Source organism: Candidatus Berkiella aquae, from assembly GCF_001431295.2.
GTDB lineage: Bacteria > Pseudomonadota > Gammaproteobacteria > Berkiellales > Berkiellaceae > Berkiella > Berkiella aquae.
In genome coordinates, this window is record NZ_LKAJ02000001.1 from 1,560,146 (window position 1) to 1,583,272 (window position 23,127).

Consider the following 23,127-nt stretch of genomic DNA (forward strand, 5'->3'; position numbering starts at 1 on the left):
TAGTGATGTTTCTTATCTGGAAGTGAAATGAGTATAGTGAGGTGTAGTATGAAGAATTTCCGTATTGCGGTTATGTTAAATGGTGCTGAGGGTATTGACTATTTTGAAAAGTTGAGCAACCTAAAACAGATTGAATCAGGTTTACAATCAAATCAAAATCAATCAATCCTTTATTATAATTTAAAAACGATTAATGAATCTCGTCCTTTTTTATTTCGCTTGGCGATGCATTTTTCAGGGCATAGCTATGCTTTCTTTTTAGATTCTGTTTTGGAGCAAGTGATTCGTCGCATTCGCTCCGCGATCACCAGTAATGATCTTAGTCGAGATGGCACGGTTGATATTTCTTTATTTGGTTTTAGTGAAGGTGCTTCTTTAGCAAGACATTTTGGAATGGAATTTATTAAAAAACGCCTTATTGATAACATGCCCAATGAATTAAAAAAATATGGCATTAAAGTAAGATTAGATGCGGAATACTTATTAGATAGCGTGCAGTTATCAACCCCAGTGACCGTTTCAATTTTATCTCCTTTTTCATTGAGGAATTATTACCCTCGTGGCTATTATCGTTTAGATATCCCACAAGAAACAAAAGCTTATCATGCGGTAGCTTTAGATGATGTACATAGTGTCAATCGACCAGCGCTACTGGATATAGTGGCAGGAAAAACAGAAGAAGTTTGGTTTGCAGGTGACCATTTAGGGGTGGGGGGTGGTCATATGATCCCTTATGCGAATGTTCCCACTGTCTCTGATGATCCTTTGCAATATATTGTGCAGCGTGCAAGCCAAAATGGTTTGGAATTTAAACAAAGCTTTATTGACAAACTTGAAGCACAGAAAAGATGTAATATTGTCAGCGCAGTACATAATCAAAGTCGACATGACATTCCTGTTAAACTCCGCGAAGCAAGAAAAGTCATTGTTAAAACAGCAGAGGGTATATCTGCCGAATTACCGTTAGTGCATGAAAGCGTTGTTGATAGAATGAATCGACAAAACTACTTTCCAATTGGTTTGATGCCATTTCAGGCAATGAAATTGGTTAAACGCAATGGTACGTTAGGAACAGTGCGTATTACAGCCGCAAGCGAAGCGGTTGAAGTTCAAAATAAGCAACCGAAAAAGAGTGTAAAATCCAATCGAGAATCGCCTAAAGGATCCAAAATATTACCTGATGCGAAAATGAATGGGGCGACAAAGCTAATAAGAGGCAGTTTATCCCGATGTTTTACACCAAGGTATGACAAAAAACGTCTTTCTGATGGCAAAACACATCACTCTCAGCAATCCAGTGTCTCGATCCTGAAAATGCAAACAGTGTCGCGCAGAAAAAAAAATATTAAGTAAAAGTTGAAGTTATCAGGGGGAGAATTATGATTTTCCTCTTGATGATAAGCGCAGCAGCTAGGCAAGATATACTCAGTACACTTCAAGATGCGAAGCATGACTTGAAGTGTTTCTTTACGCGAAGGGAGTTATCAGGGGGAGAAGTACGAGCGGTATATACGGTGTATACTTTTTATAGATACTTTTTCTATGGAAGCTGTATATCATGACACAGGAGCAAACCCAGAAGATATTAATTGCAACGCCCTGTTACAATGGGGTTTGTCATGCAGGCTATACGCTTTCTTTATTAAAAACCTTGACGTATTTTCAAACAGTGCAAACGGTCAAATTTGCACATAAGTTTGTTCTTTATGAAAGTCTGGTTCCTAGGGCAAGAAATCACTTTATTGCCTTTGCAATGGCTGATCCCCAAATTACGCATGTTTTATTTATTGATTCTGATATGAAGTGGGAACCCACCGATATTCAAAAACTCCTTGCTGCGAATAAGCCGATTATTGGTGCAACGTTTCCTAAAAAGCAGTATTATTGGGATAAACTTCGTACGCCTGCTGTGCGCGATATTGTCATGGATGATACGCTTTCACCAGAAGCTTTTCGGGAAAAAATAAAAGCGAATCTCGTTGAATACGCAATTAATTTTGGCCCTTCACGTGAAGCGCGAGGTGGATTAATTGAAGTTGAGCATATTGCAACTGCATTTATGTTGATTTCACGTCAGGCTGTTGAACAGCTGCACCGAGCGTTTCCAGAATTAAAAATACAAAATCCTGGCAATGACTTACCTGAGGAAGTTAAAAAACAGTTGTATTGTTTATTCGAATTAAGTGTGGGAAAAAACGGTGAATATTACTCAGAAGATTACAGCTTCTGCCGTCGTTATAAAAGCATTGGTGGGCATATTTATGCGGATTTAAGTATTAATTTGGTTCATCAAGGACAAGAAGATTACGAGGGTAATTTTATGGCTTTAGGTGGGCTGCAGAAACAGCCTAAAGCATAATGAAGCTATCAAACAAATATGGCTATCAATAAATCATTGTCACCCCTAAATTATCATGTTAGGGTGTAATGGTTATATAAAATCCCCTCATTGCGATCCATCTTTGTATTTATCCGTTACAAAGCCACGTAAATAAAGTTCAAGGTGACATAATGAGATTATCTTCTCTGGCAATCATTTGGTCGACAGGCATTGCAATCTTCTCCATGTTTTTTGGTTCCGGCAACGTTGTCTTTCCTTTGTTATTGGGCGCGCAGACGGGTAATCAGATCACTTGGGCATTATTGGGACTCACTATCACGGCTGTCGGCGCACCATTGCTTGGTTTATTAGGTAGTGTGTTATTTGAAGGTGATTGCAAACGATTTTTTTATCGAATTGGCCAATTGCCGGGATATTTGGCTGTCATGTTAATTTTAGCGTTACTTGGACCGATAGGGGTGATGCCTCGCTGTTTTATCGTCGCTTATGGTGCTGTTAAACCATATCTACCGGATTTGAGTCTTTTCATATTTAGTCTTATTGCAGGTTTGGTGACATTGGTTTTGATTGCCAGAAGAAATCTTATTTTACCTGTTTTAGGCTATTTTTTAAGCCCGGTTTTGTTATTAAGCTTGGTCGTCATTATGATTACCGGGATTGCCAAAGGGGGACCGATGGTCTCTGAACCTTATTCATCCTTCATGGCAATCAAAGAGGGGATAGTTGTTGGCTATAATACAATGGATTTATTAGCCTCCATTATTTTTTCTGTCAGCATTTGGCTTTTATTACAAGAAAAACTCAGTATTAAAGATGATAAAGATATCAAAACAAAATTAATTCCTACCTATGTATGGGCAAGTATCGTCGGGGGCGGTTTGCTCGGATTGGTTTATGTTGGATTAAGTTTCAGTGCTGCACTTCATTCAGCCGCGTTACAAAATACAGCACCTGAACAAGTGCTCGCAACCTTGGCAATACATCTTTTAGGTTCTAAATTAGCCATGGTCGCAAATATTGCGATTGTCCTTGCATGTTTAACGACGGTGATGAGCTTAGCGGTGGCTGTTGTCGATGTTATTCATGTCGAAGTGATGAATACATCCTTAGGTAAAAAATTATCTTACAGCTATGGTTGGATGATGTTTATTACCATGGTAATAACTGTTATCTTTACTAACTTAGGATTTGCAGCAATTATGGCATTTTTAAATCCTATTATGTCGGTCTGCTATCCTGCGATCATCGTTTTAACAGTCTGTAATATTCTCTATAAGTTGTATGGGTTTCCTTATGTTAAAATGCCAGTTTATTCTACGTTTGTTGCTACCTTATTATATAAAGGGTTCACGATGGGTTAACACTGTCCTGTTAGTCACAATGCTTGGTATGGCTAATCAGGCCAATGCTGTGAATCCGAGTTTGATTGATTTGCGAGTTAATGACACCACTGAATTACGTTTTACAACGGGCGTTGACTACTTATTAGTCATTGATAATGACAATCCTCATGGCACGAGTTGGTATTTTGGAGAGTTTGCACAAAGCATCTTAACGCAATATCTGCAAGGTGCAGCCAATGTCACTCAAGATAGTTTGACGGTTCCTTCTAATGCCAAAGTTCTTTGGCTATTTTCTCCCCATCAGCCAGGTGAATTTGATTATTATGCAATCAATGGCAGCAGTAGCCAAAAAGGAGCAAGAGGAAAAATCATTATTACCTTAGCTGAATCTGCTGTTACCGAAAACTTACCGGCAGAAGAACAACCAACAAATGACCAAGAAAAAACGCCTCCCGTCATAGAGAAGCGTCGTTTATTAAAAGGTGGTCGTCGCGACTAAATTTAATGGCCACCAGAATATCGAGGTCTTTTTTTAGCTGGGGAGGGAACTAAAGGAATATTCTTCGATGTTTTTGGAGATTGAGACGCTTGATATTGGGGCAACAATAAAGACTGGCTTATCATGGTTTCATTCGGGGCAGATATCGCTTGTTCTAATTTTGCAACACGTTCCCTTAACTCAATATTTTCTTTGATCAACTGCATGATTTTGAGTTCTTGCTTCAATGAGAAGATAGTCTTTTTCTGGCGTGAGATCCCTGCTGAAATTCTATTGATTTCCTTTCTACGACCTGATGGATTTTCAATGGTGTTAGCGTCGTTTTTCTCTATTTGATATTCTAATATAGCTTTTTTTGCACTGAGAATTTTCTTTTTGATCTGCCTAATTTTCACAAGATCATAACTACTATCAATGGCTTCAGAGTCAGAATCAGAGTCTGAATATTCAGAATTTTCTGAATATTCAGAGGATTCTTTGCTATTGACGGTTGCATGGTTAAATGTCGTACTACTACTTTGAGTCGTGTATTCAGGCTTTTTTTCAGGTGCGCTTTCTTCAAAAGTGGTATGAGTGAATAATAGCGCCATCGTATCTGGCTCATACAAGCCCTCGCTAGGAAAGGGGGAGAAACTCGCTTCATAAAAGCCGAGAGAGCTAGGTAAAAGAGCGGAATCATTGAATAACAGCGGTACATCCGTTGCTAAACTATCAAATGCAGGATTTTCATCTTCATAGAGTCCTGTAAGGACGTCATTAGGGCCTTGAGTAGACATGATTGCATCCTATTATCAAAATAACGTTAAATATTAACATTAAAAAAAACGCTGAACACCTGTTCTTAAATGCCTTTATTTATAGCATATTTATTCGAACAAATTAATGTGAACTCAGTACCATTTGGCTATCATTGATAAATGGTTCGAAATTAAAGATAAACAACATTTTCCTCAAAGAGCCTTTATTACATAATAGCTTTCTAATATAAGGGTTTTCCCTGATCCCAATGGGGTAGGTAAACGCATGCTGACCAATGAAGAGTGTATTTATTAATGTAAATACAATGATTTAAAGGCAAATAGGCAGATTATGGCAAAACAAATTTACGATCAATTACCTGGCATCTGGTGTGAGGTAGATAAGCAATCTAGGTTTACCTATGTAAACCAAGAATATTGTAATCTGGTTGGCGTTTCAAAACCTGAACTTTTGCTTGGTAAAACCGTGGCCGATTTGCCTTGTGAAGCAGCAGAATGTGCAGAAATTTTCTGGCAAGAAGATCATCGAGTTTTTGAAAGCAATAAGAAGATGCAATTTCTTAATATTGTAAAATTAGCCAATAATGATTGGAAAATTATTAGACTGATCAAAACGCCAATGAATAATGTTGAAACAAATAAAGCTTCAATCTTATTTCACATCATTGTTCAGTATGATGAACTAATGCAAAATTTTGGCATTAAAATGTCTCAAGCGCTTGAAAAACAAATACCGCTTTTAGGTCAAAATCAATCTAGCATTATCATCGACACACACCAAAATGATAAAATATCTAGAAAAGAGAAAGAAACACTCTTCTTTCTTATTCAAGGAAAAACGTATAAAGAAATAGCTGAGATACAAAAAGTTTCTCAAAGAGCTATTGTTGAACACGTGGAAAATTTGAAATATAAATTACATTGCGATTCAAAATCAGAACTCATTGGTCGTGCCATAGATTTGGGTTACCACTATCAAATACCCAATACATTACTTACAAAACAAATCTCATTGATTCTATAACCTCTTAAACGGTCATTTTTTTCCGATAAACTACTTTAATCCTGTAACTTTTTTACATTATTTCTTCTCCTTGTTTTTTTTAAAATAGCTTCATAATTTAGAAAAACACAAGGGGGAGCTAATGCTTTCATCACCATCAAAAACAATAAAAAAACAAGTACGTGCATATTCTGCGTACGCAAGAGCAATTAACCATCTCTTAAATGGTGACGAGAGTGAAGCTCGAGTAGAGTTAGGAAAGTTAAAAGAAAAATGGAAAGAGTCTGATATCAATATTGATATTGATGCAACATTAGAATTGATGTATGCCGAAGTAAAACAACTTGCAGATAATGGTTTGGTTTTTGACAGAATGTATAAAAAGAAACATAACTTGGCAAAAAATGCCTATGTCGATAATCACTATTCTCTTAATAAAAAAGTAGCTTCTGTACAAAGTGGAAATGTTGCATCAACTGTTTTTGTTGATAATGTGCCATTCGTATTTAACAAGGGGGATCTTTTAAATACGACTGCACATGCGTTGTCAGGCTTTAGTGATGATGAAATATTTTCAGGCGCAACACCATTAAGTGTAAAGGACATTGAAGAAGGTAATATAACAATTGGATATAATAATGTTGCCTATGGTGGATATGCGCCAAATTTAAAAATTAAACTATCTATGCCTTTGTCATTAATGCATGGTAAAAACCAGCGATTAAATGAAATTATGTCTATTTTGAATCAGAATGATATTTTTCTTGCAAATATTGAAAATTTATCAATACTTGAGCTTGTGAAATGCATTTCTCAACAACTTAAGGATGATACACGCTTAAGTATTTCTGAAAAAGAAAAAAAATTAGAAAACATAGTAAAGCAATTAACACAAACATTGCTAAATAAAACAGATGTTTCAAGTGATTATTGGCTAGCTACTGATAAAAGAATAAGAGGAAGAAATTATAAACATGTTGGCTTGACTGGTGGATTAATCAATGCCATGTATTCGAATGAGCCAGCACAAGATGGTACACAAGCTGATGCAAGTGTTTCGACTGATACTTTGATTAAAGCTGGTACGGCAGATTGTCGAGCAACCAATGCAACATTTGCTGCGTTGTTGAATATAGGTTATGCGAGATTAGATTCCAAAAAGCAAGCTAAAATCCTTTATACAAAAATGGCTCATGGTACAACTCAGAGTGAATTTGCAAAGTGTTTGCCTGAAGATCATAACATCGTGCTAGTTAAAGGAGCTAAAGGTGAAATAACCGTTCATGATGCTTATTTTGACCATGTCGACAATACGTCTTTGCGAATGGCTATTAATGGCAAAGTAGCAAAAGGATCTTTGCAACCCAATGAAAATGAGGTGGGCCCTGATATTGATTGGGCATTCCAAATTCCAGGGGTGCCGCCTTATCCTAGTCAGCAAAAACTAATGAAATTGCCTATTAAAGTGCAAAACAATGAAAACAAAATAATTAAAGATGCACTCGCACACAAGCCAATTTGCGTTACTTGGCATCCACAATGTAGGAATGCATCTCGCAAAGAGAATTATCAATTATTACAAAAACTACATAGTGATTCTGCAAGAATACGCCCTCGCTTCTAACAAATAAAGGGAAGAAAGTGGCCATAAAAATAGAATAAGAAGAAAGAGAAAGAGAAAGAGAAAGAGAAAGAGAAGAAGAAAAAAGAAAAAAAGTAATTACAAAACTAAGGGGGAAATATGTTAACATCACCATCAAAAGCTGATAGTGAACGCGTTCGTGGGTATTCAGCTTACGCAAGTGCCATTAATTATCTTGTTAATGGTAATGAAGATAAAGCACGTGCTGAACTTGAGAAACTCAACGAGCAATGGAAAGAATTAGATATCAGTATTGATATTGATGCATCGATTAAAAAGATGCATACAACAATAGAAATACTTTCTGAGAAAGGTCTGATTACAGAGAAAAAGGGGAAGAAGGTAATCAAAAAATACTTTTGGTTACCTTAAGGGGGGGGTGGTCACAGAGAGTGACCACCTTTTTTATCAGCAATTAGCTAAATGACACGGAGCCATTCAAATAAGGTCCGTTAACAGCAAAATTGCTTTGACTTTGTCCCATTGTGCCTACAAAAATCCCACCTGTTTGAATAGGGGTGATGATTCCGCCGACTTCAGCAAGCGTACTTGGATAGACTTCTCTAATAGCATTAAAGTAGGCCGCAAATTTATAACCTGCTTCAAGCTTGAATAGCGTTTCTTTATCAAATTCCAAATGATAATTTAAGCCCAGCTTACCATCTGCAGCAGGTACCAGTCGTGTTGCATTATCGGTATTAATAGATTGAGGGTTAGCATTAATGCCTGCAGCAGCAAGCACGGTAGCAGTACCGACGCTTTCCAAGCTGGAGCGCATTCTTCCCAGATAAGCACTACCTGCAATCTCAGCGACTAAGCCAATGCTGGGTGTAAAATGATAAAGGTTGGAAATACCAAATCGTGGGCCAACGCCTGTAAATTTTGAAATATTATCGGTTTTCAGGCTAAAACGCGGATCTACTGAATCACCGGCAAAAATAGAAGTTAAATTTTGTTGGATGGATGTTCCGCTAATACCGGTGAAAAATCGGCTTTGCATACGGCAACCAAAGTTAACAAATTGGCCTATCTCAAAATTAATGACATCGTACTTAAATTTGGAATGGCCCTCTACAGAATGGATGGTATTGGCATCGGGGCCGATTTGGAAAAAAGGACCCATAAAATCAGGCGATGAATCACTATCAGCAGAAGACTTGCTTTGGCTTAAATGAGCCCAGGTTAATTCCATATTATTTGCAGATTGTGGAAAGATAAAACCAAGGCCCACATCAAATCCTAATTTATAATTGTGGTTAATCGAGCGAATAACCCAATGAGGATTTTCAATCGGTAAAGGTCGTGTATGAATACCATAATCGAGGCTTGAACTAGAAGGTTGCAACCAAAGTGCTGAAGCGCTTATTTCATATGCTTTAGTGAGTGTCGGAATCGTTACTAAAGAGGGGCTGTTTAATGGCGTATGCGCAGTTCCGATTGTAAAGTAACAGGTTGAAGCTAATGTTAAAGCTAACTTGCTTAAATTTTTCATTCTTATGGCATCCTTGCTGGTTTTATCATCACGGTGATATTTGATTCTAATACACAATTTCCCCACGCTGCAATTGATGAGCTTTGCTCCTCAATTTTGCGCGGGGCCCCGATGGGGCTGTTGATGTTTATTTATTAGCGGCGTAGCCGCGTAGGATAATAGCCCCGCGTCAGGACCATTCGCGCTTGTCCGGCGTAGCTCGAAGAGCGAAGACGGATGCGAATGGGCCGCAACGTGGGGTTATGAGCGCATCTCCCCACACCCAAGCCCCGTAGGGGCGCAGGAATCAGGACTTATCCGTGGGATCGAGAGCATATCATAGATGTGGCGGATGCCTTGGCAAGTCGCATTCAGGTCTGGAAAGCTATCTTAGCAGCGGTAGCTGCGATATTTAATAGCCCCGGGTAAAACGAACGAGCCGTAAGGCAAGTGAGTGGAACCCGGTGTAAAAGTGCTCTCTCATTAGAACTGCGGCAGCAGTGAAGCAAGGATTGTTTCACATTGATATAAGAAGGGACTAATGCGACGGCCCTTGCAAATTAGGCAAATGTTTGATTAAGGTCATACATAATTGCGAGTAATTAACGGGCTTGCTTAAATAGTCATTCATGCCTACGGCAAGGCATTTATCTTTGGTTCCTTTGAGGGCATTGGCAGTTAATGCCACAATAACGGTTTTTGCATTAATTGCTTTCTCATTTTCAATTTCTCTTATCTTTTTGGTTGCATCAAAACCGTCCATCTCGGGCATGTGGCAATCCATGAAAATTAAATCATATTTTTGTTGTTGATAGGCATTTACTGCTGCTTTTCCTGTGTCGACGATATCAATTTTGCATCCCAAGGTATTAAGCATATCGTTGACAACTTTTTGATTGAGAGGATTGTCTTCTACTAGCAGGATATTCGCATTAAACTGTGGGATAATAAACTTAGCCTCAGTGGTAACCGCATGCTCTTGTATCTTCTCAATTTTTTTGAACTTAAGCGTAAAAACAAAGGTACTACCTTCGTTGACTTCTGATGTAACATGAATTTCTCCACCCAATAACTCAACAAGATGCTTACAGATAGCTAAACCTAATCCTGTGCCACCATGTTTACGTGTGGTAGATTCATCTGCTTGTGAAAATATTTCAAATATTTTATCTTGCATCACTTTAGGGATGCCTATGCCGTTATCAGTAATAGAAAAGCTTAAGGTTATTTGTTCATCTTGTTCGCGAATTTTTTTGACGTCGATATGTATTTCGCCATTATGATCCGTAAACTTAATTGCGTTATTGATAAGATTGGTGACAATTTGCTTCATTCTAAAAATGTCACCACTGACCATCAGCGGGATCTGTGGGTCAAAATCCATACTGATATCTATGGATTTTTCTCTACATTGTGCTTTGAATATGGCTAGCATCGATTCGAAAACTTCCTTTATTTTGAAATCAATTTCTTCAACCTCAACTTTTCCCGCTTCAATTTTTGAGAAATCTAATATATCACCAAGAATTCTTAATAGTAAGTTGGCGCTTTCGTAACATTTATCGATATAGTTTTTTTGCTTTTCATTTAGATCGGTATGCATTAATAGTTGAAGCATACCCAATACCCCATTCATAGGAGTACGAATTTCATGACTCATATTAGCTAAAAATTGTGTTTTAGCTTTATTTGATTGTTCTGCTGCCTGTAAAGAACTTAACAAGACTTGTTCGGTTTCTAAACGCTTTGTAATATCCTGCAAAATAATAACAGCACCACCAAAATGTGAGTGATTAATAAGTGGTAGAGGGTTAATTGAAAATCTCACTGGTAAGAGAATGCCTGTAAACGTTTTTAAAGCACCATTATCGCAGTGATATATCTTACCTTCGCTACATTTAGCTTTTAATTCATCCAGTTCAATTTTATATTGAACATCTTTTTTAGTTTCATATAATGTAAAAACATCATAAAATGATTTGCCGATAAGATTTTCGCAGGATGAGCTTAATAATTTGCAACCTGTTACGTTAATATTTGAAATTTTCCAAAATGGATCAATGACTAATAGTCCTTCTGACATGACTGATTGCATGATCTCTTTTTCTTTTTGTAATATTTCCCTTAAATTCAGCATTTCTTCAGATGATATTTCCATAGAGCGTTCAATGATATAACGTCCTTGTTCTGCTTCGTTATAGGCATTGCTAACACGTTGTAGTAAATTAATAAAATTTTGAGGGAGATCATCGTTTTCTAATGAGATGTCAGAACGCTTCAGCTGTTTTAATAATAGTTTATTGTATTCATACTCATTCATGATTATCTTTCGCTAATGCTTGTTAAGGTCATTGTTTGATTATGTAAATCACAACTTTGTAAACCACTCGGTGAAATTTCACCATATGAATAAAATCCGACAAGGGGAGAATCTCTACCAATAGAGTCAAGAGTTGCTTCAATTTCTTCTTCCGATCTTTCACCGAGTACTAAACGTCTTCCAACACAACTTATCGCTAGATTCAATGAATTAGGAACTTGTATTTGACTAGCAGCCAATTGCCCAGCAATGGAAGCACCTTCTATCAGCCTGTCAAAATTTGCTTTCATTAATTGTGCATACCACCCTTGGGGAATGTCGCCAGCAAATGTTAAACTTTGCTTATTTTCATCGATTGCTAAAATCGTTCTGACAACTTGGTTACTGCTAAGCGGTTTTTCACGTATAGCTAAGGGGAATAATAATCCTGAAGAAGGGAGTTCTTTCGCTTTTTCACCCAAATATTTTTTATACATTTCCAATGCAGGTTCACCATCAATTTCGTATAAAACATTACCTTCAGAACGTGTAATTAATCTTTCTGGTCCAAAAATATCCCAGCCGCCTTTAGAGCCATAGTTAACCTCAAGATGTTCGCCATAAATTCCAATGGCAGTAATACTTTTGGTTATAGGCTTACCCTCTGCCACGACCCAAGTGTTTTTAAATTGGCTGCCGTCCCCAGCTAAGCCACCTGTGATAATAACCGATGATTTTAGCGTTGATTTTAATCCTTCAACCAAGGAGCTGCCATTGACCGTTAAACCATCTGATAAAATGATGACGCTTTTTAAATTATCTTTGTTTAATTTTATACCTAGTTTTATGCCAATTTCCTCAGATTGTAGTGGGTTTTCAATGTGTTCAGTGATAACCTGAATAGTGCTCTTTTCAAATTTTGTAATTGCAACACTGATACTGTGATCATTTATCTCTTCATTGTAGATTTCGCCGGCAGTTGAACAACCTGCAATTTGTGAAGTAGGGTAAGCTTTTCTTAATTCATCGAAGGGTTTAGTATTGTTAAAATATTCAGGTGCACAAAAGGCAAGTATTAACGTATTACTAGAGTTCATTTCTGGAAAGTCATTCAAAGACCAGCCAGTTCCCTTTTTATAATGAAAAGTTTTTACTTGCATATGATAAATTCCTATTACTCTTCAACACGATAGGTGTGGTAAATTTTATGTATACTATAAAGAATAGACCTTATACGTTTAATATTGATTGTATGAATTTTCTACTTCATAAATTTACAATGTTTATTGAGAGGGCATGTGTCTAGAATAATTTTGGTGGTGGACGATGAACCCAATAATATTGAAATTATTGAAGGTTTTTTAAAATTGGGTCATAATTCGTCACATGAATTAATAAAATGTAGGAATGGTCAAGAAGCTTATGAAGAATTAGTTAAATTTAAAGATTTAATCGATCTGATATTACTAGATAGAATGATGCCGATTATGTCTGGCATTGACTTTATCCATAAAGTCAATGAAGATCCTGAGTTGAAAAAAATTCCGATTATTATGCAAACAGCTTCTAACGAACCTGAGCATCTGTTAGAAGGATTTAGATTAGGAGTTTATCACTACTTAGTGAAACCCTATTCTCCTACCGTTTTAAATTCTATTGTAAAATCAGCGATTGATTTTTATACCAAACAACGCGAATTAACAGCTGAAGTTCGCAATACTAAAACCTTATTTAAATATGTTGATAAAGCCATTTTTAAAATAAGAAGCATAGAAGATGCTAATTTAATCAGCGTGAGTCTAGCAAACTTATTTCCTGAACCTGATAAAGTGGTATTAGGTATATCAGAAATGCTTATCAATGCTATAGAACATGGAAATTTACAAATTTCATATGACAAAAAAAGCGAATTAAATATGAGTTGTAAATGGCAAGATGAAATCGAGACCCGATTGAATCTTCCTGAAAACAAAGATAAATTTGTAACGATATCTTATCTGAAAAGTAATGATGAAATTGTGTTACATATTAAAGACGAAGGTAATGGCTTCGATTTTAATAAATATTTAGAATTTGATCCTGAGCGTTCTACAGATAATCATGGTCGTGGCATTGCTTTTGCGAATAATCTCAGTTTTGATCGAATAGAGTATTTAGGGAATGGTAATGAAGTAAAGTGTGTTATTAAGAACTAGCAGGAAGGACACTTAAAAATATAAACATGAAATTATTCTCTTTATTATTTTCACCAATAGGTAGAATTGGCAGGATACAATTCCTGATAGGTTTCACAATAGCCTTTTTGTTCGGTTTATTGAGTATCAAATTAGCTTATTGGATAAGTGGTGGCGAGAGTTATTATTACGAGATTCACCCACAGTTTCGTATTGTCCGAGGACATCACGGCGAAACTCTCACTTTTATGGAAAAATTCCTTACTATCTTTAGTTACATATTTGGCTATTTCATTTGGATCTATTCGTTTCTCGTTTTAAGCGCAAAAAGGATGAGAGACTACGGTGCTTCACCTTGGTGGCTGCTTTTCATTTGTTTTCCGATGATCGCCTATTTCGCATTTGCCCCTTGGGATCTCAAATCGATAAATATGTTTTTTCATGTCATACCTACTAGTATGAATCATATTTTTGTGATCCTGATCCTTTTATTTTATTTATTTCTATTTATTAGCCTTTTATTTCTGACCTTTAAATCGACTAATAAGAAAAGTCACATCAAGACAAAGCCTTTTTCTAATAAAACAGTTCTCATTTTCTTGCACTTTTATCTGTAATATCTGAACCTAGCAAGATAGTGAAAGCACGTCTTCTCTAATAAGCTCAATGCTAGAAATCATCTCATCTTGTACCCATTGATATAATGTTTGTGCAGCAAAAGCGGCAATTTCATTTTCGGGTAAAAATGATAATAAGTTTTCACATAGTTCGCCAAAGGGCAGCTTTGCTAAAACGCCTTGAAACATTTTATCTTGCGCTGCATTACAAGATTTAAAGTAGCTTTTAATCCCTTTACGCCAAAATAGCCATCGAACAGGGCTGAGTTGCTTGATAGGCGCACGCATCGGCTCTTCATTTTCAATCACTTGCCAAAGCAATGGTGTATCGAAATGAAAATATTGACTTACCACAGCAGGATGGATATTAAAGACAAGATCGGGCCAATTTTCAGGTGAAATGCTAGTGAAATCTTCTGTTTTCGCAATACTGGCATCCTCTGCATCAATAGTAAATGCAATGGCCCATTCAAAATCCGCCATTTCAGCTAAGGCAGGATATTGAGAATAAGGAGCAGTATGACGAAGAAAGTTACTAAAATATTGCCCAAAATAGCGCACCGAAAAATGCTGTGAAGGATGCTTATTTAAATATTGGATAAAAGCTTCTGAGAAATGTTCATCACCCATTAAGATATAAGTTTTAGGGAAGTCTAACTGTAATATTTCACACAACCTCAGTCGATATGCATCAAAATAGACTTTTAAACGACGCTGCGCGCTAAACGTATCGTCCTTGGCAATCGATGGCAACATTAACGACTCATCGCCATGCATTAAATACTGTTGAAAGGATTCCTGGAGATAACTGAGCTTCATAATTACACGCCTGTCAATTCTGCAAGTGCCGTTGAGTGTGGAAAATGTACTTTTTCTGCAATATGTTTGGCTTTAGCTAATTCTGCTACCAGTTCATCTAAGGGAGGAATGTGATCATCTCGTTCGATCATGGTGGAGATTTGGCCAAATCGTTGCAAAGCACTACCATAAAGCTTCCAGACGGGATCAATAACAGATGCATCATGCGTATCGACGATATGATCGCCGTTGTTCGAATGACCTGCTAAATGAATTTGTTTGGGTCTATTGAGCGGGATCCCTTTTAAGTAATCTTCTGGATCAAAATGATGGTTAAAGGAGCTTACATAAATATTGTTAACATCTAATAATAAATAACAATCAGCTTGTTCTGTAATTTCGCGCAAAAATTCCCATTCCGTCATTGCTGAGTGTGTATAGGTTAAGTAACTGGAGACGTTTTCAATCAGCATGGGCTGTTCAAGAAAGTCTTGCACTTGTTTGATACGATTGACAATGTGCTCAATACACTCATTTGTATAAGGTAAAGGTAATAGGTCGTGCATGTTGGTGCGATGCACACCCGTCCAACAGACATGATCAGAAATCCATCGAGCATTAATGCGTTTTGCTAAATTTTTGACTTGTTTGAGATAATCCCAATCAAGATCTTGTGTGCTGCCTAATGACATTGAAACGCCATGCATAACAACGGGGTAGCGTTCTTTAATTTGATCAAGATAATAAAGGGGTTTTCCGCCAGGCACTAAATAATTTTCAGTTAGAATTTCAAACCAATCTATCGCAGGATTGGTTTCCAATATATCAACATAATGAGGCGTACGAAGACCTAAACCAAAACCTAAATAAGGAAATTTCTTTTGTAAATGATTGGCTGAACTGCTCATGGGGTTTCACATATGATAGTAGAAAGGGGAAAAAACTAAGGCAGAGAACCTATATCAAGCTTCCTGCCTTAGAGATAGCGATTTCGTTAGTGACGATTAGTCAACAACGGAACCACCAGCAGCTGAGCAATCACCTTTGGTCATGTAGGACCAACCAGTTGCTTTGCAAGAGTTACGAGCTTTGCAAGAGTTATCTGGGGTAGCGCATTCACTTGAGCCTTTGCATGCGTTTGAACCAGCGCATTTAACAAGAGCTTCATGTGAGTCGCCACACATGGTGGAACAACCTGTTGCGAATAATGCTGCAGCAGCAGCGGCTAAAGCGAGAGCTGTTTTGGACGTCCGTTTCATTTAGAGAACTCCTAAATGTGAGTTTAAGTTAGTACTAAACCTGAACGCGGGCTTGATATCATCCATAATACCCAATGAATAGCAAGTTGTTGTCGCATCCATTAAATCAAATATGACAACATAATTTAGTAATTACAAGGTTTTAAAGGAATTTTTTAAAAATTGATAAAAAAGATTAAAATTGATTGGTTGGCTTGCTGTCGGGGTGCTAAAATGCGCGCCTTGCAGGATTAAGTTAGATATGCATTGAATATAGGTACAGATGAATCCGAATTACCTTGAATTTGAGCAACCCATTGCTGAATTAGAATCCAAAATCGAAGAGCTTAGGTTAGTTGGCTCAGATAGTGAGATCAACATTGGAGATGAAATCGAACGGCTTAAAGCGAAAAGCCGCGATTTAACCGAAGCGGTTTTCCGTAACTTAAGCGCATGGCAAATTACCCAAATTGCACGCCATCCCTTAAGACCTTATTCCCTTGATTATATTTCGCGTATTTTTACTGAATTTGAAGAATTGCATGGTGATCGTGCATTCTCCGATGATCAAGCGGTTGTTGGCGGTATTGCGCGTTTAGAAAACGAACCTGTGATGGTTATTGGTCAACAAAAAGGCCGTGATACCAAAGAAAAATTGCGACGAAATTTTGGCATGTTGCATCCTGAAGGTTATCGACGTGCGAAGCGGTTGATGGAATTAGCAGAAAAATTTTCCTTACCCGTCATCACCTTGATTGATACCCCGGGTGCTTATCCCGGTATCGATGCAGAAGCGCGTGGCCAAAGTGAAGCCATTGCACGCAACTTATTCGATATGGCAAAGCTGCAATCCCCCATTATTTCTGTTGTGATTGGTGAAGGTTGTTCCGGTGGTGCTTTAGGTATGGCAGTGGGCGATCGCGTCTTAATGCTGCAATACAGCTATTATGCGACCATTTCTCCTGAAGGTTGTGCCACTATTTTATTCAAGAGTGCTGAGAAAGCGCCTGAAGCAGCTGAAATTATGGGTATTACAGCCGATCGCTTATTATCGTTAGGGCTTATTGATGCGATTATCCCTGAGCCACTGGGGGGGGCACATCGAGATGTTGATCGCATGGCGAACATTTTAAAAACGCATTTGATCAATAATCTGCATCTTGTGAAAAAGATCCCCAAAGATCGTTTGGTTGAACAACGTTATAAACGTTGGATGGCGATGGGTGAAACTTAAAGCAACATTCAGCGGCGAGAACGATATTCAAGCAACGCTGGTGAAATGGTTAAAAAGTCTTGAGCAACCATTGCCAGCACTTGAACTGATAGTTGCTTATAGTGGGGGGCGTGATTCTCACGTTTTATTACACGCCCTTGCGAGTTTACGTACCCAATACCCCTTTTCCCTTCGTGCGATTCACATTAATCATGGTCTGCAGGCGCAAGCAAAACAATGGGCATTGCATTGCAAACTTCAAGCCCAATCCTTGGGCGCAGCCTTTTGTGAACTCGAATTACAGCTTCAGCCTGCAAAAGGGCAAAGCGTGGAAGAGCTCGCTCGAGAGCAGCGTTATGCCGCGTTTAAAAATAATCTTAAACCGGGTCATTTGTTACTAACGGCGCATACGCAAGATGATCAGGCTGAAACCATCCTGTTGCAATTATTTCGTGGGGCAGGCCCTAAGGGATTATCGGGGATGGGAGAGTCATCAAAGTTAGGACAGGCTCGTCTGATGAGGCCACTATTGAGCGTCCCTCGAAAAGCCATTGCAGATTATGCCAGAGCACATCAGCTTATCTGGGTAGAAGATCCCTCTAACCAAAACCATCGCTTTGCTCGTAATTTTGTGCGCCATGAAGTATTTGGACGCTTACAAGCCCATTTTCCTGGGATGAGCGCGTGTATTGCAAGAAGCGCGGCGCATTTTGCCCAAACCCAACAATTACTCGATGATTACATTAAAGTTGATTTGGCAAGTTGTGTAGATGAAGAGGGAGCATTAGATCTGCAGAGGCTCAGAAGTTTTAACTGCGCAAAGCAGTCAGCCATTTTGCGGCAGTGGTTTGCTAATTTAAGCATTCGCAGCCCTTCTACCCGTCGTTTACAGACGCTGTGTGAGCAAGCACTAAATGCGAAACAAGATGCGAAATTATGCATCCAGTTTGGTGGCGTTAGTATACGACGTTATCGAGATAAGCTTTACGTCATTTTAGATAACCAAGAAGTACCAGATCTAGCCGCGCAAGAATGGGCATTGCATGCGGATTTGTATTTTGGCGAACAAATATGGCGGGCAAAGCAAACCTTGGGTAAGGGAATTCGAGCATCGGGCCTCACTCAAGGCAGTTTAACGGTCAGGAAACGCCAAGGAGGGGAGCGGTGTAAAATAGCCGGTGAAACCCTGAGTCGCCCTTTGAAAAAGATTTTGCAAAATCAAGGGATCCCCTATTGGCAACGCCAGCAAATCCCTCTATTTTATGCGGCAAATTGCTTGGTAGGTGTTGGTAATGCGTTTATTTGCGAAGGGTGGCAAGTGAGCAATCCGGGTGAGTTAGGCTGGGTCATTGAGCGAGTTAAATAACTAATGTTCGTTGGCTATGTTGAAGCCTTGGTTATTCACTTTAGATCTGTTAGAATACGCTCCCGTCTATAGCATCAAATTCGCTGACATATGCTCGCCCCACTCGATTAAAAATCGAATGCGAAGAGTAATAAATTCTCATAAAAATGAAGGTTCAAGCAATGACTCGCTTTATATTTGTTACTGGTGGTGTGGTTTCCTCTTTGGGAAAAGGTATTGCCGCTGCTTCTTTAGCTTCTATCCTCGAATCACGTGGTCTTTCGGTCACACTACTCAAGCTTGATCCCTATATTAATGTGGATCCGGGTACCATGAGCCCATTTCAGCATGGTGAAGTCTTTGTGACGCAAGATGGTGCAGAAACCGATCTTGATCTTGGGCATTATGAGCGGTTTGTACGCAGAACCATGTCACAAAAAAGCAATGTGACCACGGGGCGTATCTATGCTGAAGTGATTCAAAAAGAACGTCGTGGAGATTATTTAGGCGCAACCGTGCAAGTCATTCCTCATATTACGGATGAAATTAAATCGCGTATTCTCAAAGTGGCTAATGGCGCGGATATTGTGATGGTGGAAATTGGTGGTACGGTGGGTGATATTGAATCCTTACCGTTCTTAGAAGCGATTCGTCAATTACGAGTAGAATTGGGAGCGCAACGTTCTTTATTCATTCATTTAACCCTAGTGCCTTATTTATCGGCTGCGGGTGAAATTAAAACCAAACCGACCCAACATTCAGTGAAAGAATTACGCTCTATTGGTATCCAACCCGATATTCTTATTTGTCGAAGTGAAAAAGACTTGCCACAATCTGAGCGCGCTAAGATTGCTTTATTTACGAACGTGGAAGAAAAAGCAGTCATTACCTCAATTGATTTAGATTCGATTTATGAAATTCCAAAATTATTACATCAACAAAATTTAGATCAAATTGTTATTGAGAAATTAGGTTTAACCGCTGCCGATGCTAATTTAAGCGATTGGGATGAAGTTGTTGAAAAATTAAATAATCCTAATACCCAAGTGCGTGTTGGCTTAATTGGTAAATATGTCAATTTAGCGGATGCTTATAAATCGTTGAATGAAGCGCTTATTCATGCTGGTATTCATACCCGTACCCGAGTCAAAATTGTTTATATTGAATCAGAAGAATTAGAACGAAAAGGCGTGAGTTTACTTGAAGGGCTTGACGCAATTTTAATTCCCGGTGGATTTGGTACGCGAGGTATCGAAGGTAAAATTGCCGCAGCCAAATATGCCAGAGAGAAACAAATTCCCTTTTTAGGTATTTGCTTAGGGATGCAAACGGCCTTAATTGAATTTGCTCGTCACCGTGCAGGTATGACCAATGCCAACAGCACAGAATTTGATTTAGAAACGCCTTATCCTGTGGTGGCTTTGATTACAGAATGGACCACAAAAGAAGGTGGTAAAGAGTTTCGCTCAGAGCAATCTGACATGGGTGGCACGATGCGTTTAGGTGCGCAGCCTTGTAAGTTGGTTGCCGGAACTAAGGCAGCACAAAGTTATGGCCAAGCAACCATTATCGAACGACATCGCCATCGTTACGAAGTGAATAACCAATTATTAGGTAAACTAGAAGCCGCGGGTCTTGTGGTGAGCGGTCGTTCAGCAGATGAATCACTCGTTGAAATGATAGAGTTGCCGGATCATCCTTGGTTTGTTGGGTGTCAATTCCATCCTGAATTTACATCGACTCCTCGTGACGGCCATCCATTATTCTCGCATTTTATCCAAGCGGCAAATGCGTATCAGGCAAAAAAAAAAACAAGAGCACTTGAAGGAGCGACTGTATGAAGCTGTGTCACTTTGAGGTTGGTTTAGACAAGCCTTTATTTTTAATTGCAGGCCCTTGTGTTATTGAAAGCGAAAGTCTAGCGCTTGAAACCGCGGGAATGTTGAAAGCCATTACCGAAAAATTAGCTATTCCTTTTATTTATAAATCTTCTTTTGATAAAGCGAATCGTTCATCTCATAACAGCTTTAGAGGTTTAGGGGTAAACGAGGGTTTAAAAATTCTTGAAAAAGTAAAAAAAGAAGTGGGTGTTCCGGTCATCACGGATGTGCATGAAGACACGCCTTTAAATGAAGTCGCTGCGGTGGTTGATGTTTTACAAACGCCTGCATTTTTATGCCGCCAAACGAATTTCATTCAAAATGTGGCTAAAACCATGTTGCCTATCAACATTAAAAAAGGGCAATTTTTAGCGCCTTGGGATATGCAGCATGTGGTTGCAAAAGCCAAAGCCGTTGGCAATGAATCGATTATGGTATGTGAACGCGGTGCTTCTTTTGGTTATAACAATCTAGTATCTGATATGCGTTCATTAGCCATCATGCGTAACACGCAGTGTCCTGTTGTTTACGATGCAACCCATTCAGTGCAATTACCAGGTGGGCAAGGTGAACGATCTGGTGGGCAAAGAGAATTTGTACCCACTTTAGCTCGAGCTGCTGTTGCAGCAGGTATTGCGGGGATCTTTATGGAAACGCATCCTGATCCTGATAAAGCCTTAAGTGATGGCCCGAATGCTTGGCCGCTCGATCAAATGGAAGCCTTATTAATAACATTAAAAGAGATTGATCTCGCTGTTAAAAAACAGGCTTTATTATAAATTGACTCACAGCAGATGATTTTGACGGGTAGGCGCCGAGCGAACGAATCTCCAGGAGCGTACGCTTTGGTATGTGACTGGGGTGAGAAGCGAAGGTAACAAAGTATAAACTCAAAATGGAAAGAGTAATGTCACAAATTAAACAAATTGCAGCTAGAGAAATCCTAGATTCTCGTGGCTTTCCAACCGTTGAAGTTGGCGTGTTGCTAGAATCAGGACATTTCGGTCGTTCTTGCGTACCAAGTGGCGCTTCAACTGGCTCTCGCGAAGCACTAGAATTACGAGATAAAGATCCCAATCGTTACATGGGCAAAGGGGTTTTAAAGGCAATACAAAATATCGAAGAAAAAATCTTGCCTGCGCTAGCCGGCAAAGATGCCTTAAATCAAGCAGAAATTGATGAAACCATGATTGCCTTAGATGGCACCGCGAATAAGCAAAATCTAGGGGCAAATGCGACATTAGCGGTATCGCTTGCTTGTGCGCATGCTGCATCTGGTGTAAAAGGCTTTCCTCTGTTTCATTATCTTTCTGAAATGGCACAAAGCCCGATATCATTGCCTGTTCCCATGTTAAATATCTTAAATGGTGGCGCTCATGCAGATAACAGCGTCGATATCCAAGAGTTTATGATATTGCCTTGTGGGGCGCCTAATTTTGAAGAAGCAATGCGCTATGGCGTTGAGATTTATCACAGTCTCAAAGCCGTCTTAAAAGCAAAAGGCTTGAATACCAATGTGGGTGATGAAGGTGGATTTGCGCCCGATTTACCTTCTAATGAAGCCGCATTAGAAATGATCATGGCCGCCATTCAAAAAGTAGGTTTAACACCCGGTAAAGACGTTTATTTAGGTTTAGATGTTGCTGCCAGTGAATTCTATAAAGAAGGTCACTATCAATTGGCCTCTGAAAATAAATCACTGACCTCTCAGCAATTTATCGATACGCTAGCGCAATGGGTTGATAAATATCCTATCTTATCAATTGAAGATGCCTTAGATGAAAAAGATTGGGATGGTTGGGCTCAATTAACCAAGCAATTAGGCTCACGCGTACAGTTAGTGGGTGATGATCTTTTTGTAACAAACCCCCAAATTTTTAAAGAAGGAATTGCTGCTTCTTTAGCCAATGCGATTTTGATTAAACTGAATCAGATCGGAACGTTAACGGAAACGTTAGAAGCTGTAAAAATGGCAAAGCAAGCAAATTATAACGCCATTGTTTCACATCGCTCTGGTGAAACAGAAGATACGTTCATTGCTGATTTGTCAGTAGGGCTCAATGCGGGACAAATTAAAACCGGCGCTCCTTGCCGCAGCGATAGAACCGCAAAATATAATCAATTACTGCGAATTGCTAAAGTAACTGGCGCTTCTTACGCAGGTAAGACGGTCTATGAGCGTTGGATCAAACCATGAAATACCTTGTGGTGTTTTTAATTGGTTTATTATTGCTGTTACAATTTCGGTTGTGGCGTGGGGATGGTTCACTTGCCCAAGTGCACCATTTACGCCAAGAAATCAGTATTGAGCAAGAAAAAGTGACTACGTTAAAAGAGCGCAATCAAACTTTGGAAGCAGAAGTACAAGATTTAAAAAATCGTTTAGGTGCTTTGGAAGAAAGGGCGCGCTCTGATTTAGGGATGATTCGTAAGAACGAAACCTTTTTCCAACATTCGGCGTCATCTCAGGAGATACCCACAGCAGATGATTTAAGAAGGGGATAGT

General features: G+C 38.8%; 21 protein-coding genes. 14 read left to right on the forward strand and 7 right to left on the reverse strand.

Features of this window, described 5'->3' with window-relative positions; all coding sequences use genetic code 11:
- Positions 1-48 precede the first annotated feature (48 nt).
- The 4 genes from HT99x_RS06985 to HT99x_RS07000 all read left to right on the forward strand — a co-directional run bounded on the left by HT99x_RS06985 (position 49) and on the right by HT99x_RS07000 (position 4,183).
- Positions 49-1,353: a phospholipase effector Tle1 domain-containing protein gene (locus HT99x_RS06985; protein WP_075066347.1), complete on the forward strand. Its 1,305-nt coding sequence runs from the start codon at positions 49-51 to the stop codon at positions 1,351-1,353.
- A 205-nt stretch (positions 1,354-1,558) separates the two neighbouring features.
- The gene (locus tag HT99x_RS06990) at positions 1,559-2,359 is read left to right on the forward strand and encodes a glycosyltransferase family protein (RefSeq protein ID WP_075066345.1); all 801 of its coding nucleotides are present in this window, start codon (positions 1,559-1,561) and stop codon (positions 2,357-2,359) included.
- A 152-nt stretch (positions 2,360-2,511) separates the two neighbouring features.
- Complete coding sequence (locus HT99x_RS06995; protein ID WP_075066344.1) at positions 2,512-3,702, forward strand: branched-chain amino acid transport system II carrier protein; 1,191 nt, start codon at positions 2,512-2,514, stop codon at positions 3,700-3,702.
- Between the two features lie 28 nt (positions 3,703-3,730).
- Entirely contained in the window at positions 3,731-4,183 is a 453-nt protein-coding gene (locus tag HT99x_RS07000; RefSeq protein ID WP_158003382.1) for a cupredoxin domain-containing protein, read from the forward strand.
- Between the two features lie 2 nt (positions 4,184-4,185).
- On the opposite strand, the gene HT99x_RS07005 is transcribed toward HT99x_RS07000, so the two are convergent.
- A complete protein-coding gene (locus HT99x_RS07005; protein ID WP_075066342.1) occupies positions 4,186-4,959 on the reverse strand; it encodes a bZIP transcription factor in 774 nt (257 codons plus the stop codon).
- Positions 4,960-5,272: 313 nt separating this feature from the next.
- Between HT99x_RS07005 and HT99x_RS07010 the strand changes: the two genes are divergently transcribed.
- The 3 genes from HT99x_RS07010 to HT99x_RS07020 all read left to right on the forward strand — a co-directional run bounded on the left by HT99x_RS07010 (position 5,273) and on the right by HT99x_RS07020 (position 7,958).
- On the forward strand, positions 5,273-5,965 hold the full coding sequence (locus tag HT99x_RS07010) for a PAS domain-containing protein (RefSeq protein ID WP_075066341.1): 693 nt from the start codon (positions 5,273-5,275) through the stop codon (positions 5,963-5,965).
- 121 nt (positions 5,966-6,086) lie between these two features.
- Complete coding sequence (locus tag HT99x_RS07015) at positions 6,087-7,568, forward strand: hypothetical protein (RefSeq protein ID WP_075066340.1); 1,482 nt, start codon at positions 6,087-6,089, stop codon at positions 7,566-7,568.
- A gap of 117 nt (positions 7,569-7,685) precedes the next feature.
- Positions 7,686-7,958, forward strand: coding sequence for a hypothetical protein (locus tag HT99x_RS07020; RefSeq protein WP_075066339.1), 273 nt, complete (start codon positions 7,686-7,688; stop codon positions 7,956-7,958).
- A 43-nt stretch (positions 7,959-8,001) separates the two neighbouring features.
- Here HT99x_RS07020 and HT99x_RS07025 read toward each other — a convergent pair whose 3' ends face one another.
- The 3 genes from HT99x_RS07025 to HT99x_RS07035 all read right to left on the reverse strand — a co-directional run bounded on the left by HT99x_RS07025 (position 8,002) and on the right by HT99x_RS07035 (position 12,516).
- Positions 8,002-9,078 carry an Lpg1974 family pore-forming outer membrane protein gene (locus HT99x_RS07025; protein WP_075066338.1) on the reverse strand — a complete coding sequence of 359 codons (1,077 nt, stop codon included), beginning with the start codon at positions 9,076-9,078 and terminating at the stop codon, positions 8,002-8,004.
- A gap of 517 nt (positions 9,079-9,595) precedes the next feature.
- Positions 9,596-11,377, reverse strand: coding sequence for an ATP-binding protein (locus HT99x_RS07030; protein ID WP_075066337.1), 1,782 nt, complete (start codon positions 11,375-11,377; stop codon positions 9,596-9,598).
- 2 nt (positions 11,378-11,379) lie between these two features.
- Positions 11,380-12,516 carry an FIST N-terminal domain-containing protein gene (locus tag HT99x_RS07035; RefSeq protein WP_075066336.1) on the reverse strand — a complete coding sequence of 379 codons (1,137 nt, stop codon included), beginning with the start codon at positions 12,514-12,516 and terminating at the stop codon, positions 11,380-11,382.
- Positions 12,517-12,654: 138 nt separating this feature from the next.
- On the opposite strand from HT99x_RS07035, the gene HT99x_RS07040 reads away from it, so the two are divergent.
- The gene (locus tag HT99x_RS07040; protein ID WP_075066335.1) at positions 12,655-13,551 is read left to right on the forward strand and encodes a response regulator; all 897 of its coding nucleotides are present in this window, start codon (positions 12,655-12,657) and stop codon (positions 13,549-13,551) included.
- A gap of 605 nt (positions 13,552-14,156) precedes the next feature.
- Here HT99x_RS07040 and HT99x_RS07045 read toward each other — a convergent pair.
- The 3 genes from HT99x_RS07045 to bufA2 form a co-directional block, all read right to left on the reverse strand.
- Positions 14,157-14,966 carry an HvfC/BufC family peptide modification chaperone gene (locus HT99x_RS07045; protein WP_075066333.1) on the reverse strand — a complete coding sequence of 270 codons (810 nt, stop codon included), beginning with the start codon at positions 14,964-14,966 and terminating at the stop codon, positions 14,157-14,159.
- 2 nt (positions 14,967-14,968) lie between these two features.
- Positions 14,969-15,853, reverse strand: coding sequence for an MNIO family bufferin maturase (bufB, locus tag HT99x_RS07050; RefSeq protein WP_075066332.1), 885 nt, complete (start codon positions 15,851-15,853; stop codon positions 14,969-14,971).
- 96 nt (positions 15,854-15,949) lie between these two features.
- On the reverse strand, positions 15,950-16,204 hold the full coding sequence (gene bufA2 / locus HT99x_RS07055) for a BufA2 family periplasmic bufferin-type metallophore (protein WP_075066331.1): 255 nt from the start codon (positions 16,202-16,204) through the stop codon (positions 15,950-15,952).
- A gap of 262 nt (positions 16,205-16,466) precedes the next feature.
- Here bufA2 and HT99x_RS07060 point away from each other — a divergent pair, with 262 nt between their 5' ends.
- From HT99x_RS07060 to HT99x_RS07085, 6 genes are all read left to right on the forward strand, one after another.
- Positions 16,467-17,417 (forward strand): acetyl-CoA carboxylase carboxyltransferase subunit alpha, encoded by a 951-nt coding sequence (locus HT99x_RS07060; protein WP_075066330.1) that lies wholly within the window; start codon positions 16,467-16,469, stop codon positions 17,415-17,417.
- Positions 17,407-18,762, forward strand: coding sequence for a tRNA lysidine(34) synthetase TilS (gene tilS, locus HT99x_RS07065; RefSeq protein WP_075066329.1), 1,356 nt, complete (start codon positions 17,407-17,409; stop codon positions 18,760-18,762). The genes HT99x_RS07060 and tilS overlap by 11 nt, the downstream gene beginning before the upstream one ends.
- 161 nt (positions 18,763-18,923) lie before the next feature.
- Positions 18,924-20,582, forward strand: coding sequence for a CTP synthase (pyrG, locus tag HT99x_RS07070; protein WP_075066328.1), 1,659 nt, complete (start codon positions 18,924-18,926; stop codon positions 20,580-20,582).
- Positions 20,579-21,400, forward strand: coding sequence for a 3-deoxy-8-phosphooctulonate synthase (kdsA, locus tag HT99x_RS07075; RefSeq protein ID WP_259565897.1), 822 nt, complete (start codon positions 20,579-20,581; stop codon positions 21,398-21,400). The genes pyrG and kdsA overlap by 4 nt, the downstream gene beginning before the upstream one ends.
- A 128-nt stretch (positions 21,401-21,528) precedes the next feature.
- Positions 21,529-22,818 (forward strand): phosphopyruvate hydratase, encoded by a 1,290-nt coding sequence (gene eno / locus HT99x_RS07080; protein WP_075066326.1) that lies wholly within the window; start codon positions 21,529-21,531, stop codon positions 22,816-22,818.
- Positions 22,815-23,126, forward strand: a complete 312-nt coding sequence (locus tag HT99x_RS07085; RefSeq protein ID WP_075066325.1) for a septum formation initiator family protein — start codon at positions 22,815-22,817, stop codon at positions 23,124-23,126. The genes eno and HT99x_RS07085 overlap by 4 nt, the downstream gene beginning before the upstream one ends.
- The last annotated feature ends 1 nt before the right edge of the window (position 23,127 follow it).

What these genes read in the sequence shown, in the direction of transcription:
- HT99x_RS07000 (WP_158003382.1), top strand. Translation starts at nt 3,731, where the DNA reads ATGGCTAATCAGGCCAATGCTGTGAATCCGAGTTTGATTGATTTGCGA.
- HT99x_RS06985 (WP_075066347.1), top strand. Translation starts at nt 49, where the DNA reads ATGAAGAATTTCCGTATTGCGGTTATGTTAAATGGTGCTGAGGGTATT.
- HT99x_RS07030 (WP_075066337.1), bottom strand. Translation starts at nt 11,377, where the DNA reads ATGAATGAGTATGAATACAATAAACTATTATTAAAACAGCTGAAGCGT.
- pyrG (WP_075066328.1), top strand. Translation starts at nt 18,924, where the DNA reads ATGACTCGCTTTATATTTGTTACTGGTGGTGTGGTTTCCTCTTTGGGA.
- HT99x_RS07020 (WP_075066339.1), top strand. Translation starts at nt 7,686, where the DNA reads ATGTTAACATCACCATCAAAAGCTGATAGTGAACGCGTTCGTGGGTAT.
- HT99x_RS06995 (WP_075066344.1), top strand. Translation starts at nt 2,512, where the DNA reads ATGAGATTATCTTCTCTGGCAATCATTTGGTCGACAGGCATTGCAATC.
- kdsA (WP_259565897.1), top strand. Translation starts at nt 20,579, where the DNA reads ATGAAGCTGTGTCACTTTGAGGTTGGTTTAGACAAGCCTTTATTTTTA.
- HT99x_RS07035 (WP_075066336.1), bottom strand. Translation starts at nt 12,516, where the DNA reads ATGCAAGTAAAAACTTTTCATTATAAAAAGGGAACTGGCTGGTCTTTG.
- HT99x_RS07085 (WP_075066325.1), top strand. Translation starts at nt 22,815, where the DNA reads ATGAAATACCTTGTGGTGTTTTTAATTGGTTTATTATTGCTGTTACAA.
- eno (WP_075066326.1), top strand. Translation starts at nt 21,529, where the DNA reads ATGTCACAAATTAAACAAATTGCAGCTAGAGAAATCCTAGATTCTCGT.
- bufA2 (WP_075066331.1), bottom strand. Translation starts at nt 16,204, where the DNA reads ATGAAACGGACGTCCAAAACAGCTCTCGCTTTAGCCGCTGCTGCTGCA.
- bufB (WP_075066332.1), bottom strand. Translation starts at nt 15,853, where the DNA reads ATGAGCAGTTCAGCCAATCATTTACAAAAGAAATTTCCTTATTTAGGT.
- HT99x_RS07045 (WP_075066333.1), bottom strand. Translation starts at nt 14,966, where the DNA reads ATGAAGCTCAGTTATCTCCAGGAATCCTTTCAACAGTATTTAATGCAT.
- HT99x_RS07025 (WP_075066338.1), bottom strand. Translation starts at nt 9,078, where the DNA reads ATGAAAAATTTAAGCAAGTTAGCTTTAACATTAGCTTCAACCTGTTAC.
- HT99x_RS07005 (WP_075066342.1), bottom strand. Translation starts at nt 4,959, where the DNA reads ATGTCTACTCAAGGCCCTAATGACGTCCTTACAGGACTCTATGAAGAT.
- HT99x_RS07060 (WP_075066330.1), top strand. Translation starts at nt 16,467, where the DNA reads ATGAATCCGAATTACCTTGAATTTGAGCAACCCATTGCTGAATTAGAA.
- HT99x_RS06990 (WP_075066345.1), top strand. Translation starts at nt 1,559, where the DNA reads ATGACACAGGAGCAAACCCAGAAGATATTAATTGCAACGCCCTGTTAC.
- HT99x_RS07010 (WP_075066341.1), top strand. Translation starts at nt 5,273, where the DNA reads ATGGCAAAACAAATTTACGATCAATTACCTGGCATCTGGTGTGAGGTA.
- HT99x_RS07015 (WP_075066340.1), top strand. Translation starts at nt 6,087, where the DNA reads ATGCTTTCATCACCATCAAAAACAATAAAAAAACAAGTACGTGCATAT.